This window comes from Azospirillum mesophilum (assembly GCF_053470405.2).
Genome location: NZ_JBPXMQ020000016.1, coordinates 81,641 through 95,100 on the forward strand (window position 1 = coordinate 81,641; position 13,460 = coordinate 95,100).

Below are 13,460 nucleotides of genomic sequence, written 5' to 3' on the forward strand. Positions count from 1 at the left end.
CTCGCATGAAAAGATTGATATACACAGACGCCCATGCCTATCCTGGCAGGAGGAACATCCCCGTTTCGGCGATGTGCTCCTGCCAGCGACAGGTGAACGTCGCTTTTACTATGATAAAGGCTGGCGTTTAGCCGTTGCATTTACTCGCGCCGCAGTTCAAGCACTTCTCACATCCGTCTTCACGGATGAGAGCGACCTGCCCGCATTTCAAGCACTTCTTAGCGCCGGGAATGCCCGGCGTCGCCACGCTTTCCGGCGCCGTCACCTCCACGGCTTCCGCCGCAGTGTGGCAAGCGCAGGGTCCTTCGCTGTGCTCATGGTTGCCGAGGGAGAGGATGTACTCCTCGATGCGGTGGCCGATCAGGCTTACCAGACCGTCGTACCATTTGCCCTCGACCCAAGACCCTTGAGCGCCGCGGATCGACTTGAGCTTCTCAATAGCCGAGAGGGGCTCGCAGTCGCGCCGCAGGATGTGGCTCACGAGCTTCGCAACGGCCGTAGCCAGCTCGCTCGTCGCCAGGTCGTCGGACGACACGAAAGCCTCGACGGCACGCGTGCGTCCATCGGGCTCCGTGAAGCGGGAGATGTGGAGGTAGATGCGGCTGTCAGTCGGCGGCCACTCCAACTCGATCCTCTCGCTCGGAAGCCGTTTCGGCAGATTCAGCGTCACGGTCGGAGCCGGAGGAGCAACCGTCGGCGCGGCCGCCGGCGTCTCGCCCTTTTTGACCGTGAGCACGCTTCCCGTGACCTCGTTGGGACGGTAGGTCGTGATGCCCTTGCAGCCCATGCCGTAGGCCATCCGGTAGACGTCCTTGAACGCCTCGAAGGGAATGTCCTCCGGGCAGTTCACGGTCTTGCTGATGGAACTGTCGACGTAACGCTGGCAGACCGCTTGAGTCATGACGTGCTCACGCGGTGTCAGCGTCTGAGCGGACACGAAGTAGTCCGGCAGCTGCGCCGCCGTCTCCTTCGCCACAGGGTCGAGACCGTGCATCCGGCAATAGAGCAGATACGCGGCGTTGAATACGTCCCGCGTGACCCACTCATCACCCATGCGGCGCTTGCGTTCATAATAGTACGCGAACACCGGCTCGATGCCGCCGTTCATGTTCCCGGCATACAGGCCCGTGGTGCCCGTCGGGGCGTCCGACAGAAGCACGCCGTTCCGAATGCCGTATTTCTCGATTCCGTCGCGGATGTCTTCCGGCAACCGCTTCACGAACGGACGCGAAAGGAATTCCTTCGCGTTGAACAGCGGGAATGCTCCCCTCTCCTTCGCCAACTCCACGCTGGCGCGGTAGGCCGCATCGCGATGGAAGCGCTTGATCCGCGCGACCATCTTGAGGGCTTTCGTCGAGCCATACCGGAGCCCCAGCATCAGCAGCATGTCGGCAATACCGGGCGTTCCGATGCCGATCCGCCGCTTCGCCTGAGCTTCCCGCCGCTGCTCATCCCAGGGGAAGGGCGAGCGGTCGAGGACGTTGTCCAGCAGTCGCACCGTGTAGCCCGTCGCCCGTTCGAACGCTTCGAAGTCGAAGCGCGCGCGCGGGGTGAACGGCTCGCGGACGAACACCGGCAACCAGTTCTGGCCGAGGCAGCAGGCCCCATTTTTGGGGAGCATTTGCTCGCCACAGGGGTTCGCGCCGATAATCTTTTCGACGTAAGCGAGATTGTTGAGCTTGTTGACGCGATCAATGAAGATCACTCCCGGCTCAGCATACGCGTAAGTCGCCTGCATGATCCGGTCCCACAGGTCGTGAGCGCGGATGCGGGGTAGACGTACCAGGGCTTACCGTTCCGCTCCTGAACCTCCACGATGTCGGCGTCGCTGAACGGCTGGGCCTCGTGACCCAGGTCGAACATGCCATCCATCTTGAGAGCGTTCATGAAGTCGTCGGTGACGAGCACCGACAGGTTCATCCCGGTGAGCTTCCCGCTCCGCTTCGCGTCGATGAACATCTCGATGTCGGGATGGTCGATGCGCAGGGTAGCGATCTGAGCGCCGCGGCGTTCGCCGGCCGACTCAACCGTTTCACCGGTAGAGTCGAACGGGTGCATGAAGGACACCACGCCGGAAGCGCGCGTGCCTGTTCCCTTCACCAGAGCGCCTTTTGGGCGGACCGGCGAGAAATCAGTGCCCATTCCGCCACCACGCTGCAGGGTGATCGACATGCGGAGCAGCCCGGTGCCGATAATCCCTTGCATCGAGTCTTCGAGTTCTTCGTTCACGAAGCAGTTGAACCAAGTGACGTTTCTCCTGCTTCCGGCGCCCGCGAGGATGCGGCCGGCCGGGAGCATCTCAAAAGCGTCCATCGCGGCCTTCATCGGCTCGTACAGCTCATCGCGACGCGGATCGCCCTCAAGGAGAGCGCCGAGCACGCGGGCGTGAATGTCGCACGGGGTCTTTTCCCCCTCCTGCGCATACTTGTCGGCGACGATTTCGTCACAGATCAGCTGGCGTTCAAACATGGCCTTTTCCTTTTCAAAGAAAAAGGGAAAGGCCTCTCCCGACGGGGAGCGACGCTTTCCCCGTGGGGTTGATTGATTTGGTCGGATCGGGTGTTGCGGCACGTCCCGATCTGGCAGGGCTCCCTGCCTTCTTCATCGAAGTGCATTTCCTCGGACCGCCGGTGGCAGTCCCAGCATGCTCGGTCCTTGGCCGATCACTTCGCGGGCGGGTAGTAGTTCCCGACCGGCTCATCGTTGTACCCGCGACGCTCCATGACGCGATCGAAAACGGCGTTGTGATGGGCCTCGTAAAGGCCGCGCCGCTTCATTTCGGATTCATAAGCGTCTCGGATTTCGCCGGCCAACCGCGATTGCTCCTGGTAGTAGCCGAGACCGGGATCGTCCGGGCCCGTGTAGGCCGGGTGCCAACCCCATTCCTGGAAGCAGTCGCTGGTGCGCATGTCTTCGACAACCGCGTCTTCGTAACCGCGGATCAGGCCGTCATCCGTTAGTCCGCCGATCTTCTCCAGTTGCTGGAGATGGTAGGCTTCCTCCTCAAGCTTCGCCTGTTCGGCGTCCTTCACCTCCGCCTCGTGTTCGATGCAGCGTTCCAGGTCCCAGATGTAGGCGCCGAGTTCCCCGGCGATGTCGGCCAGGACGTGGTCGCGGCCGAGCACCCATGCGGGTTGGCCGTTGCATGCCATCGAAATGACCCATTGACCGATGTGGCGTTGGAACGCGACCCGGTAGGTCAGAACGTCGCCGTCCGCCAGAGTGTGCTCGCGCGACAGTGCGGCTTCCACTGGATCGAGCCCTTCGGCGCCGAAGCAGCGAACCAAGACAGCCCGATAGAGCTTGAGTTGCGTAATTGTAACCATGTGACACCGTTTGGTTGGTCGGCGCACACATGCCCCCGGAGGGGCACGCATGCGCCCCCGGTTGGGGATCAGTTTAAAATCGGCTGTTCACAGCCGGGATGTTAGGACGGCAGCTCCCCGAGGGGAGCCGTCCGACCACACAGAATCAGGTCCGGGCCAAGTCCCAGAACCCATCCGGCAGGGGAAGAGTAATCTCCGCGAGGAGGCCCTTCTCATCCGGTTCGACGGCAACCAGGCCGACCTCGCCGTCGTCAGCACGCCACACGTTGTAGCGACGGCCCGAGAGCCCTTCGACGACAACGCGCAGATTGATCGGCAACGAGAGCCACACGGCCAGCGTCCGGAAAAAGGGAACCGTCGGCGAACCGTCCAATCCAACCTCCATCCGCACAGTCCGTTCAAACAGCATGACATCCTCCTCGAAAAGAGAGACGCACACGCTGCCCCACGGGGCACGTCTGCGCCCCGGTTGGGGAAAACCAGCGATCAGTCGCTGGGGAAAAGCTTCGCCCGGATCACGATGGTGGCCGTGACGCAGGCGAACAGCATCAACAACGGACCGGTCCCGCTCGCGACCACGATGAACGTGTCGTTCGCGGTCTTGCTGTCCAGGATCCATTCGTAGTGGCGGCTGGATTTGATCAGCAGCCAATCGCCGTAGCACAGCAGGCCAACCAGCAGGACGCTGATGGCGATAAGCGCTTTCTCGGCGTTGTCAGCCTTGCCCAACATGGGCACCTCCTTGATGTTCGGGGGATTGCTCCATCCCGTGCTGATGAGGTTGAGGCTTCAATGGCCGCAGCTCTGGTACTGCCTGTGCTCCTCCTTGAGGAACACGCCCTCTGGGGTCATCACCACCCCGTCCAGGCACTCGTACGGCCCGATCACGCGGATGCAGCACCGCCGGCGGGCGGCTTCTTCCTGCGCGCGGGCGACGGCGTGCATGAGCGGCAGATACTCGACGATGACCTCGCCTTCCAGCGTCGTCACCTTCGTGTTCGCCATCGACGGCGCGCAGCCGTCGTACCGAACGATCGTGCCGTAGGGAAAGCCGGCCCAGGTCGGGCAGCGCTTTTCGTCACCGGGACGGATCGGCTTCAGCAGGACGTTCTGCACATTGGTCGTGGTGTTTTCCGTGCTCATCGAATTTTCCTTGTTGCTCGAAGGACGGAGACGCCTCCCCTCAGGGAAGGCGCGCTCCCCCAGAGGGTTTCAGGATGATCGGCCGCCGCGGCGACCGGTGTGGATACAGAGTGCGTTGGCGTCGCGCGGGCCTCTTACGAGACGAGGGCGACGGCGCCGAGGCGCATCGGCGCGGGCACGAAATCGCGCGTGGGCGTCGCCAACTGGCGGGCCTTCGCGTGGTCGATCGGCTCAACCGTCCCGGTACCGTTGCCGGTCACGGTAATGAGGTACACCTGCTCGATGTCCCCTTCATCGAGGCCGTACAGCAGGTGGAACGGCTTGACCGCGGCGGGCACCCTCACCAGCTCGGTGCCGGTGGCGTGGGCCGCCCACAGATAATGTTCGCCAGCACGCATGCGCGAGCAGGCGTCACGGTCGAGCAGAAGATCCTCGTCGGTGGCCGTCTGGCTGGCGGCGAGGGCAACGAGCGTGTCGAAAATGATCGTGGTCTTCATCGGGGATTCCTCGAAACGCCCGAAGACGACGCACGTGCCCCCTGGGGACGCGAGCGTCCCCTACGGGGCGTGCCATGACGACATCGCGGCCGTCGGCTGACGGTCGCGGTGAGGTGGAAAGCTGGTTCGCCGGCGCACCGTCGCGCCAGGATGGTAGGAAGTGCAGGGTGCTTCCCTGCACGGGAAGCAGGCGGGTGCTGCCCGCCCAACGTGAACCGGAGGTCCTTGCCTCCTTGAGCAGCCGCCGGTGCCCCGGCGGGTGTGCCCGGCTGGATCAACGGCCAGCCGTCATCGCGTTAACGGAGCGGGTCCCGGACGACGCCCCAACGGAGGCGTTCGCCAAACCAACGGCACAAGGCGCGTCGGTCAGATGGACTGCAGGTTATACCGGAGCATCTCCCGTGTAAAGATCGTCTCCACTCAACGCCCGGTCGAGTGCCCGGTACATGGCGGCGACGGGCGCCGGACGACGCGGTCCGTCCTGGATTTTGTTGTTGAGGGCGTAGGACTTCGCCGCGCACCGTTCGGCTTCGATCACATTGCCGATGGCCGAGTTAGCCATGCTGCGCAGGGTCCACAGACAGGCCGCGACAAACCGGCCCGCCCGCTGGTCCATCCATTCTTGCGGATCGGTCAGATCAATCACAAGCGCGTGCAATCCGGCGCGCCGGGCGAGGGTCGCCGCGTATACCCGCTTTGTGATCGTCGGCTCGCGTTCCAGGGCGCGAACAAACGCCGAGACCGCGGCACGCTCCAGCTTGGCCCGCTTCACGGCCTGAAACAACGCGTAGGCGGCCTTCCGGGGCAGGTCGTGCCCCTGGTCCAACGCGCCAAGGTCGTTGAGGCTGGTGCGGTCGAGCACGCCCGGATCACCGCCGGCGCGCTGCACGACCGCCCGCCCCGCCGACTCAAAGGGCAGACCGCCCGCTTGAAACTCCGTGAGCGCCCGGTGCAGCCGGCGACGGCGCTGCGGCACGATCACCCATTCCCGCGCCAGTTCCTCCAGCGTCAGAGTGCGGCGTGTCTCACCCCACGCAAGCACCACCTCATTGTCGCCACGCTCGCGCACCGGCCAGAGGCGCCGGTCCCACGGCACGGACACGCGGACACGGGCGAGCATCTCCAGCCGCTTCCTGGCCGGACCAGCGGTGACCCACGCGACCACGACCGCACCCGGAATCACGTCCTCATAAGGGGACACCAGCGGCGGCGGCCGCTCGCCGCCCTCCCCGCTCGACGGAACGCTCACCTCACCAACCATCGCTCTGCAACCCCACACCAAACCGCGTCAAAAAATGGAAAAACGAATAAATTTTTACCCGCACAAACCACATGCGGCGTCGCCGCCATCAGAACCGGACAACGGCCCCACCCTGTCGGGTGAGGCCGGTCGCGTCACGGCAGGCGTTACACACTGGCCGTCTTCTTGGGCTTGAGAGCCTCTACGATCGCCCGTGCCTCAGCCGCAAACGGCCCGAGGTACTGGGCGCCGGCAGTCATCGCGTAACGGGCGATGCAGGCCATCCGCTGCCCATGCATCCGGTCCTTTTTGAACCGGGTGCGCATGAGGCTGCGGTAAGCCTCCGCATCGCCCGACCAGCCCGAGGGAGGCGCGAAGGGGTGTTGCTCCCCTTCGCCCGGCGCGGTCTTCACGACGTTGAAGTCGAGCACCGTCATTGGTCCCTCCTCACGCCACGCGCAGCTGCTGGGCGAGCGCCGACCGCGGGAAGCCAGAGCGGCCCAACTCGACGAACACGTCGAGCCAGTCCACCGACTTCACCCCGTCCGGAAGCGACACCGGGGGCAACCAGATTTGCGTCTGGACGCCACCGGTCATCAGGACCCGCTTGAGGTCCTTCGCCGCCGCTTCGCCCGCCTGGCTGCGGTCGAGGTCGGCCCAAATGGCGACCGCCTCGACGCCTTCGGGGAGGATTACGCCGCTGCGCTTGACTTGGCGCACCGGCTCGGGCCGACGCACCAGGGACGTCACGCGGGCGACGAAACCCTTCCGCTCCTGCGGCTCCTGCACCGTCTCGGTCTCCTCCGTGACCGGGAAGACGTAGGGCAGGAACGCCGCACTCACCGCCGACCACACCGGCATGCCGGTCGCCAGATGCACCGCGAGAGCCGTTTCCGGTCCCTCGGCGATGCCCAGCACCGGCCCGACGCCGCCGAGGCGGATCGCGCTGCCGATCATGGAGCGGTCCTTCGGCACCTCCATGAGCTTCTTCGGTTCGTCGACCGGGGCCTTCTGGCCGTCCGGCGTCAGGTAAATCCGATGGAGCGTCACGGTGAGGCCGTTGCCGTCCAGCACGCGGAACAGCAGGCAGGGAAACTCACCCACCTTCCGCAGCTTGCCAGACGGACCAGCTTCCCAATAGGGGAGAGCCGGGTGCAGGCGGACCTGCGGATCCTTCTCCCACGGGATCGAGTTGAGCCCGCGGTTGAAGAGGTACAGGCGGCCGGCGATCGCATCCGGATGGGACAACGGCAGGGCCGCCTTCCACATTTCCATCTGGCGATTGCGGATCCGCTGGATGGCCGCAGCCTCCTCCGCTTGGTCGAACACCGGTTCAATGCGGCGTTCAACACGAGGCGGCTTCGGCTCGCGGCGGCGGTCGTTGTTTCGGGGGGGGGCCTGTTCCGGAGACACCCCGACCACGCGAGCAACCTCTTCGAGCGTCTCGGGGAAAGACCAGTTATTGACCCACATCAGAAGGTCAAACCCATTGCCGAACCCGAGCTTGCCGGTGCGGGGATTTACGCACTGGTTGCAGTACGCCCCACCGCGCTTCGCCAAGTCCCTGTAGATGCGGAAACGGTCCTTACCGCCGCAAACCGGGCACGCGCAGTGCCGCGGTGCGAGGCGGAGGGCATGCTTGAGCGAAGGAGCCAGCTTGTCCAGCACCTCCCCCCAGCGGCCTTCCACCTCTTGACGGACCTTATCGGCATCAATCGTCACGACTTTCATGATCAAGACCTCACGACAAACCAGGGCACGCGGCGTCCCCATCCGGGGAAGCACGGTCCCCGGTGGGGTTGAGAAGGGCGGCGCCGGGTCATTCCGGCGCCGCTGTTTTAAGAAGAAGCCGCGGCCCGGTTGGGCCGTGGTGGTCGTCAGGCGGCGCTCAGCAGCGCGCGCGCCCGGTGTTCGGCCAGGACAGCGCGGGCCGTCTGGTCGCTTGCGTGCTGCAAGGCCCGCAGCGGAATGCTCGTCACGAGCTTCCGGCCGGCATACATCGTGTGGATTTTGATCCCGCGTAGGCGGGTCATGGCGTCCACCGTGTCCCGCACCGCCACGTCCTTGGGCCGGTCGGCCGCCGGAGGCTTGGCGCGGGCGATAATGTTCAGCGCGTGCTCGCAGTCCGACACCACGAGGATGCCGTCACCACGACCGAGCTGGAGACTGGTGACCGCGAGGGCGATCACGTTGCCGAGAGCGGCGAGTTCGGCGCCGGTGCTGTCGATGCCGTCGCAACGGATGATCCCGGAAACCTGTTCGACACGATCGCCGGCGACGACCCAGCCGCCCCAGCCCGCTATTGAGGCGTCCTCGTCGAAGGACGCGTCGGCCACCACCGTCACGGTGCGGCCGCCGTTCGCTAAGTTTGCGTTCATCGGATTGTCCATCTTTGGACAGGACCCGATGCCCCTGCCGGGGCGTCGGTGTCCCGTCAGGGTTTCAGAAAAGCCCGCGCGGTGGCGGGCGGTTCGTTAGGTCGGCGCGCCGGGCATGGCGATCGCCTGCTCGGACAGGTGCCAGGCGTCCTCGAAGGAGGCCCCCTTGCCCATCAGGTCCAGCATCGTCTCCAGCTGGCCCGGTCGGGTCAGCGGGAGGCAGGTCGCGGTTTCGCTGGCGACGACGTTACCGTCCTCGTCCAGCGTGTGAATGGTCACGTCCATGAGCGGATCCTTACGCGGCCACCTTACGGCGCGGCTTGGATCGGCGACGGCGCGCCTTGTTCTTGCAAACATTGCTGCAAAATTTGCCCCAGCCGCGCCGGACATCCGCCAGTTTGGGGTGGAACTCCTTTCGGCAGCAGCCGCAGCTGCGCTTCGTGTACGCCACACCGTCGATGTACCAGGGCATGTCGTCTTTCTCCTTTTAGGCGGCCTTGCTGGCGAGCAACGCACGCCGGGCCAGGTTGAACATCACGTCGCGCAGCTGCTCGACGTCGTGGATGACGGCGGAGACCGGAAACAAGGTCTTCACGACCCCGGTCCCGATGCCGATGCCAATCACTTCCACGCCGGAAGCGATGCAGCGCTGCACCACGTGCTCGACGGCCGGCCGGTTGTCCGGCGCCCCGTCGGTCAGCACCATGATCACCTTGCGCTCCTCCGGAGCCTGGGCGATCTCGGTGACGGCGTGCCAGATGGCCGGAGCCATCGGCGTGCCGCCGGTGGCTTTCAGCGTGAAGCGGCCGGCGGCTGCCCGCACGCTTTCGCCGCGCTTGAGCACGGTGAGGACGCCCGGGAAGGACGACACCGCCACGCTCACGCCCGGCACTCCTTCGAGGGCGAGGGCGAGCGCAAGGCTGGCTTCGCAGGCAACGTCGATCAGCTGACTGCCGCCCGCCCCAGGATCCGCCATGGACCCACTCTGGTCGATGAGGAGATGGAACGCCGTGTTGGGCGCCCGCACCTCATCGCGTTTCAGGAAGACGCGATCCTCGCCGGTCGCCACCAGCGCCAGACGGCTCCCGTCGATCACCTGGCCGACGCGGGCACGACGTGCCGGCGACTGCCTGGAGGCCTGAACGAGACCCTGCATCTGGCTGCGGATGCGCGACGACGTGGCCCGCACCTTTTCCAGCCGCTTCTGCCCGAAGGCAGCGTTCTCCGGCGCCGGCCAGACGCCGGGCAGCGTCGGGATCGGCACGGCGTTCGGATCCTTCGATCGCGCGGCGGCGGTGAGCCGCTTGGCGATGTCGCCGAAGGTGTCCGTCGGCAGGACGCTGTTGGTGGCATTCAGCGCCTGGGTGATGGCGTCGGCCTTCGCCTGATCGCGCTTGCCGTCACCACCCGATCCGGCTCCGGAGCCTTGGCCGTTGGACGGCCGCACCCCCGACGATGGCTGGGAGCCCTGGCCTTGGCCGGAGGCAGCGTTGCCCGGGGCATTGCCCGGTGCGCCGCCTTGGTCCTGGCCCTGGCCGTCCTGGTTCTGGCCGTTTCCGGTCCCGGACTGATCCGGTTGACCGGCCTGCCCGTTGCCGTCGTGGCCGGACGAGGATTGGCCCTGAGCGTTGCTCTGGTCCTGGCCGTTGCCCTGGCCCTGACCATCGCTCTGGTCCTGCCCGTTGCCGGTCGAAGACCCCCGCCCTTGGCCCTGGCCGCTGTCCTGATCTTGCGGCGGAGGCGACGGATCGGGCTGACGCGCCTTTTCCTCTTCCTCCTTGAGCATCACGAGGATGTCGTCGGCAAGGTCCAGGCAGTCCCGCGTGGTGAAGCACTCCTCGGCATCCTTCAACAGGATGCCAAGACGCAGCACCGCGCCGGGCGGGAAGGTTGCCCGCAACTGTTTTTCGGTTTCCCGAAGGATTTCTCCCAGTTGCGTCTGCCCGGTCACGTCATGCCGCAGTTTGTAGAGCACGTAGTTGCACAGCACCGCGCCGGGGTGTTCGTCCCCAGCCGGAGCCGCGAAGCCGCCGTCCCGGATCATCTCGCGCACGACCTCGTTGAGATCCTGCCGGACGCCCGGAAACTCCTGGATGCCCCGATGTTCGATCACCGGGTCCTCGATGACGTTCAGCAGATGCTTCCGCATCGGCTGCGAGCCCACTTCGGCGTACACGGAGAAGTCCGTGTAGCGGAGGTGAAAGGACTCGTGGATGAGATAGCCGTAGGCGATGGCGCGCCAGGCCTGGTTCAGCAGATCGAGGGCCGGAATGTGGACGGACCGGCTGTCCGTCTTCGCTTCCGTGCCGCCGACGACGATTTGCACACCGGTCTTGCGACCGATGACGCCCGCGACCACGTGCAGAGAGTGCAGCACGCTTGCCGCGGCGTTCCGGACCTTTCCGCCCAGAACGTTCAACGCTTCTTTCATGGCTTATACGCTCCAGAATGAGCGGCACGGGCGCCCCCTGGTGAGGAGGGCGTCCGTGTCGGATGTTGCTGGGATCAGAACCGGTACCGGCGCATGCGCGGGCGGTCTTGGTTCGGGTCGGGCTGCGGCTGAGCGGGCAGCGGCAGTTCGACGACCGGCGCGATGCCGGCCACGGGTGCGACCGTCTCGGGCGCCGGCAGCGAGACCGACGACAAGACCGGCTCCGCCGAAGCGACCACCGGTTCGGAAACCACCGGAGCGGGTTCCGCAGCGGTCGCCACCGGAACGACGTCCGGCGCGCAGATCGCCGAGGCATTCCCCGGCGCAGCCGTGTCCGGCACCACCGGCGCGGCGGTCGTTTCAACCACCGCCAACGGCGCCGTCTCGGGCTCGACGCTCGGCGTTGCGAGAGGTTCGGCGACCAGCGGCGCGGGCGTTTCCGCCACGGCGCTGGTCGTCGTCTCCGCGATGGGTCCGGGCGCCGGGACCGACGGGACGGACAGGTCCATCGCATCGACCAGGCTGTCGACGGTCGAGGCGAACAGGTCGCCTTCGGCCGGCTGAGTGCCGCCCGCGACCGTCGGCTCGTTGGTCCCCGCCGGCGTGGATGCCGGGACCGGGGCCACCGTCTGGCTGGGCGTGGGGGCAACCCCCAGCGCTTCCAGCTCGTCATCGACCGTGACCGCGCCGAACCCGTGCCGCCGGACCTTGTCCGGATCGCACAGGATGAGCGTGATCGCGAGGGCTTCCATGAAGTCCTCCGGCGCGATCATCCCCTCCTGCGGGAGGCGATGGATCAGCTTGTCGATGGCCTCCACCATGGGGATCACCGCATGGTCGATGAAGCCGAACCCGAAAAGCTTGCGCCGGATGCGCTCCAGCCGGTTCAGCGAACGCCGCTGCACCGTCCGTTCCGTCATGCGGCCTTCGAGCACCTTGAAGAGTTCGTCCGCATCGGCGGCGATTTCATCAAGCAGGCGATCGGAGACCTTGGTGACTTCCTGGACGATGTCGGTGTCGCCCACCAGGTTCTCGCTGGTGAGCTGGAACCGGCCGATCGCGAACTTGAATTTGTGGCGGATGACCTCTTCCGGGTCGATGCTGTTCAGGATGAACGCCTCGTGCTCGGGCCACTTGCTGATCCACTTGCGCTTCTTCGCCTCGAAGTTCGCGAAGAACTCGTTTTCGAGGTAGTCGTAGAAGCGCTTCTTGATCGTCTTCAGCTCCCGCTCCAGCGCGTCGGCGGCCGCCTTCGGCACCGCGTAGGCGCCGAGCAGCGGAACCTTCACGCCCACCGCCTCCAGCGCGCGGTCGCCCTGGCGGCGGAAGGTGTTGAAGCGGGTCAGGTCCTGCGGATCGAAGACGTTCTTCGTGCCGCCGCTGGCCAGCAGCTGCGGGGGCAGCTTCGCGCCGGCCCGGAGCAGCTCGGCCCGGTCGATCACCTTCGTGCCCGACCAGGCGTCCACGTCGATGGCGAAGATGTCCACGTCCTTCAGGACATTGTTGAGTTCCATGATGAGTTCCCTCCGGGGAGTCAAAAGGAGGGCACACCTCTCCCGGCGGGAGCGGTTGGTGCCCCCGTGGGGTGAGTGAGGACGGCGGGTGCCGTCGGCTGTTTAGAAGCGGTACCGGCGCTTCACGCGATCACCGAGCAGGACCACTTGCGGGATCACGCCGATGTCGGTGAGCAGGGTACGGTGCGTGTCAAAGGTGTCCGTGCCGAACACGCCGAGGGCGGTCTGCACGCCTTTGATGGTCGGCTCCACCGGGTCCCCGGTGGCGTCGACGATGGTGATGTCCACCGCGCTTTCGCCGGTGTGGAGCGTGCTGTTTTTGGCCTCCGCGCGCAGGGCGAGGAGAAAGACCAAGGCCCCCGGCGCGGCGCCGCGGTCGATGGTTCCGGACACGTTGACCGCGCCGGTTCCACTGTGACCGTCGAACCGCAGGGGCCAGCCGTCGATCACCGGAGCCGCTTGGGGAAGCCCCTCGCGGCCGACGAACGTGATCTTGAACGGCCCTTGCAACGACCGCACGACCGGGTCGAGGACGAACGCCATGGCTCTCCATGACGCCGCCTTGATCTCGAAGAAGAACAGGCGTTCCGCCTTCCTCCGCTCCCCGGCTTTGCGCTCGATGGTGTGGACCCAGTTGTCTGGGGACGGGTTCGTCTCCACGTCGAGCACCTGCCCCTTCGCGTCGAAACGGCAGGTGCCGATGGTGACGTACCCCTGGTCGTCCTGTTCGCGGATGCGTCGGTCGGCCTCGCCCTTCGCGGACGGCGCCTTCCAGCTGCTTCGCGGGATTTCCCGCTGCTGCATCGCGGCTCCGGTTTTGCCGAAGCGGACGACCACGGCCTCGCCGATCACCGCGACGGCCCAGTCCTTGCTGGTGCCGTCACCGTTGTCGTGGCGCAGGAGAAGATAGCTTTGGCTTGCCATCGGTACC

Annotated in this window: 16 protein-coding genes; all 16 read right to left on the reverse strand. The window is 65.8% G+C overall.

What is annotated here, in order from left to right; genetic code table 11:
• Positions 1-127: 127 nt before the first annotated feature.
• Positions 128-1,738: a ribonucleotide reductase barrel domain-containing protein gene (locus ACSVC7_RS17105; RefSeq protein ID WP_448205402.1), complete on the reverse strand. Its 1,611-nt coding sequence runs from the start codon at positions 1,736-1,738 to the stop codon at positions 128-130.
• Positions 1,702-2,469 carry a ribonucleotide reductase barrel domain-containing protein gene (locus ACSVC7_RS17110; protein WP_448205403.1) on the reverse strand — a complete coding sequence of 256 codons (768 nt, stop codon included), beginning with the start codon at positions 2,467-2,469 and terminating at the stop codon, positions 1,702-1,704. Before ACSVC7_RS17110 ends, ACSVC7_RS17105 begins: the two co-directional genes overlap by 37 nt.
• 194 nt (positions 2,470-2,663) lie before the next feature.
• Positions 2,664-3,251, reverse strand: a complete 588-nt coding sequence (locus ACSVC7_RS17115; protein WP_448205404.1) for a hypothetical protein — start codon at positions 3,249-3,251, stop codon at positions 2,664-2,666.
• 220 nt (positions 3,252-3,471) lie between these two features.
• A complete protein-coding gene (locus tag ACSVC7_RS17120) occupies positions 3,472-3,735 on the reverse strand; it encodes a hypothetical protein (RefSeq protein ID WP_448205405.1) in 264 nt (87 codons plus the stop codon).
• Between the two features lie 77 nt (positions 3,736-3,812).
• Entirely contained in the window at positions 3,813-4,058 is a 246-nt protein-coding gene (locus ACSVC7_RS17125) for a hypothetical protein (RefSeq protein WP_448205406.1), read from the reverse strand.
• A gap of 57 nt (positions 4,059-4,115) precedes the next feature.
• Positions 4,116-4,469 (reverse strand): hypothetical protein, encoded by a 354-nt coding sequence (locus ACSVC7_RS17130; protein ID WP_448205407.1) that lies wholly within the window; start codon positions 4,467-4,469, stop codon positions 4,116-4,118.
• Positions 4,470-4,603: 134 nt separating this feature from the next.
• Positions 4,604-4,966, reverse strand: coding sequence for a hypothetical protein (locus ACSVC7_RS17135; RefSeq protein WP_448205408.1), 363 nt, complete (start codon positions 4,964-4,966; stop codon positions 4,604-4,606).
• A 382-nt stretch (positions 4,967-5,348) separates the two neighbouring features.
• Complete coding sequence (locus ACSVC7_RS17140) at positions 5,349-6,227, reverse strand: hypothetical protein (protein ID WP_448205409.1); 879 nt, start codon at positions 6,225-6,227, stop codon at positions 5,349-5,351.
• A 146-nt stretch (positions 6,228-6,373) separates the two neighbouring features.
• The gene (locus ACSVC7_RS17145) at positions 6,374-6,643 is read right to left on the reverse strand and encodes a hypothetical protein (RefSeq protein WP_448205410.1); all 270 of its coding nucleotides are present in this window, start codon (positions 6,641-6,643) and stop codon (positions 6,374-6,376) included.
• A gap of 10 nt (positions 6,644-6,653) precedes the next feature.
• Entirely contained in the window at positions 6,654-7,937 is a 1,284-nt protein-coding gene (locus ACSVC7_RS17150; protein WP_448205411.1) for a DUF7146 domain-containing protein, read from the reverse strand.
• 146 nt (positions 7,938-8,083) lie between these two features.
• Positions 8,084-8,584: a hypothetical protein gene (locus ACSVC7_RS17155; RefSeq protein ID WP_448205412.1), complete on the reverse strand. Its 501-nt coding sequence runs from the start codon at positions 8,582-8,584 to the stop codon at positions 8,084-8,086.
• Positions 8,585-8,680: 96 nt separating this feature from the next.
• A complete protein-coding gene (locus tag ACSVC7_RS17160; protein WP_448205413.1) occupies positions 8,681-8,869 on the reverse strand; it encodes a hypothetical protein in 189 nt (62 codons plus the stop codon).
• Positions 8,870-8,879: 10 nt separating this feature from the next.
• A complete protein-coding gene (locus ACSVC7_RS17165) occupies positions 8,880-9,056 on the reverse strand; it encodes a hypothetical protein (protein WP_448205414.1) in 177 nt (58 codons plus the stop codon).
• A gap of 15 nt (positions 9,057-9,071) precedes the next feature.
• Entirely contained in the window at positions 9,072-11,015 is a 1,944-nt protein-coding gene (locus ACSVC7_RS17170) for a VWA domain-containing protein (RefSeq protein ID WP_448205415.1), read from the reverse strand.
• A gap of 74 nt (positions 11,016-11,089) precedes the next feature.
• The gene (locus tag ACSVC7_RS17175; protein WP_448205416.1) at positions 11,090-12,529 is read right to left on the reverse strand and encodes a DUF3150 domain-containing protein; all 1,440 of its coding nucleotides are present in this window, start codon (positions 12,527-12,529) and stop codon (positions 11,090-11,092) included.
• A 102-nt stretch (positions 12,530-12,631) separates the two neighbouring features.
• On the reverse strand, positions 12,632-13,453 hold the full coding sequence (locus ACSVC7_RS17180; protein WP_448205417.1) for a hypothetical protein: 822 nt from the start codon (positions 13,451-13,453) through the stop codon (positions 12,632-12,634).
• Positions 13,454-13,460: the final 7 nt, after the last annotated feature.

Coding starts and splice junctions, on each gene's coding strand:
- ACSVC7_RS17120 (WP_448205405.1), bottom strand. CDS start 3,735: ATGCTGTTTGAACGGACTGTGCGGATGGAGGTTGGATTGGACGGTTCG.
- ACSVC7_RS17130 (WP_448205407.1), bottom strand. CDS start 4,469: ATGAGCACGGAAAACACCACGACCAATGTGCAGAACGTCCTGCTGAAG.
- ACSVC7_RS17180 (WP_448205417.1), bottom strand. CDS start 13,453: ATGGCAAGCCAAAGCTATCTTCTCCTGCGCCACGACAACGGTGACGGC.
- ACSVC7_RS17105 (WP_448205402.1), bottom strand. CDS start 1,738: ATGCAGGCGACTTACGCGTATGCTGAGCCGGGAGTGATCTTCATTGAT.
- ACSVC7_RS17150 (WP_448205411.1), bottom strand. CDS start 7,937: ATGAAAGTCGTGACGATTGATGCCGATAAGGTCCGTCAAGAGGTGGAA.
- ACSVC7_RS17160 (WP_448205413.1), bottom strand. CDS start 8,869: ATGGACGTGACCATTCACACGCTGGACGAGGACGGTAACGTCGTCGCC.
- ACSVC7_RS17175 (WP_448205416.1), bottom strand. CDS start 12,529: ATGGAACTCAACAATGTCCTGAAGGACGTGGACATCTTCGCCATCGAC.
- ACSVC7_RS17110 (WP_448205403.1), bottom strand. CDS start 2,469: ATGTTTGAACGCCAGCTGATCTGTGACGAAATCGTCGCCGACAAGTAT.
- ACSVC7_RS17170 (WP_448205415.1), bottom strand. CDS start 11,015: ATGAAAGAAGCGTTGAACGTTCTGGGCGGAAAGGTCCGGAACGCCGCG.
- ACSVC7_RS17165 (WP_448205414.1), bottom strand. CDS start 9,056: ATGCCCTGGTACATCGACGGTGTGGCGTACACGAAGCGCAGCTGCGGC.
- ACSVC7_RS17155 (WP_448205412.1), bottom strand. CDS start 8,584: ATGAACGCAAACTTAGCGAACGGCGGCCGCACCGTGACGGTGGTGGCC.
- ACSVC7_RS17145 (WP_448205410.1), bottom strand. CDS start 6,643: ATGACGGTGCTCGACTTCAACGTCGTGAAGACCGCGCCGGGCGAAGGG.
- ACSVC7_RS17135 (WP_448205408.1), bottom strand. CDS start 4,966: ATGAAGACCACGATCATTTTCGACACGCTCGTTGCCCTCGCCGCCAGC.
- ACSVC7_RS17125 (WP_448205406.1), bottom strand. CDS start 4,058: ATGTTGGGCAAGGCTGACAACGCCGAGAAAGCGCTTATCGCCATCAGC.
- ACSVC7_RS17140 (WP_448205409.1), bottom strand. CDS start 6,227: ATGGTTGGTGAGGTGAGCGTTCCGTCGAGCGGGGAGGGCGGCGAGCGG.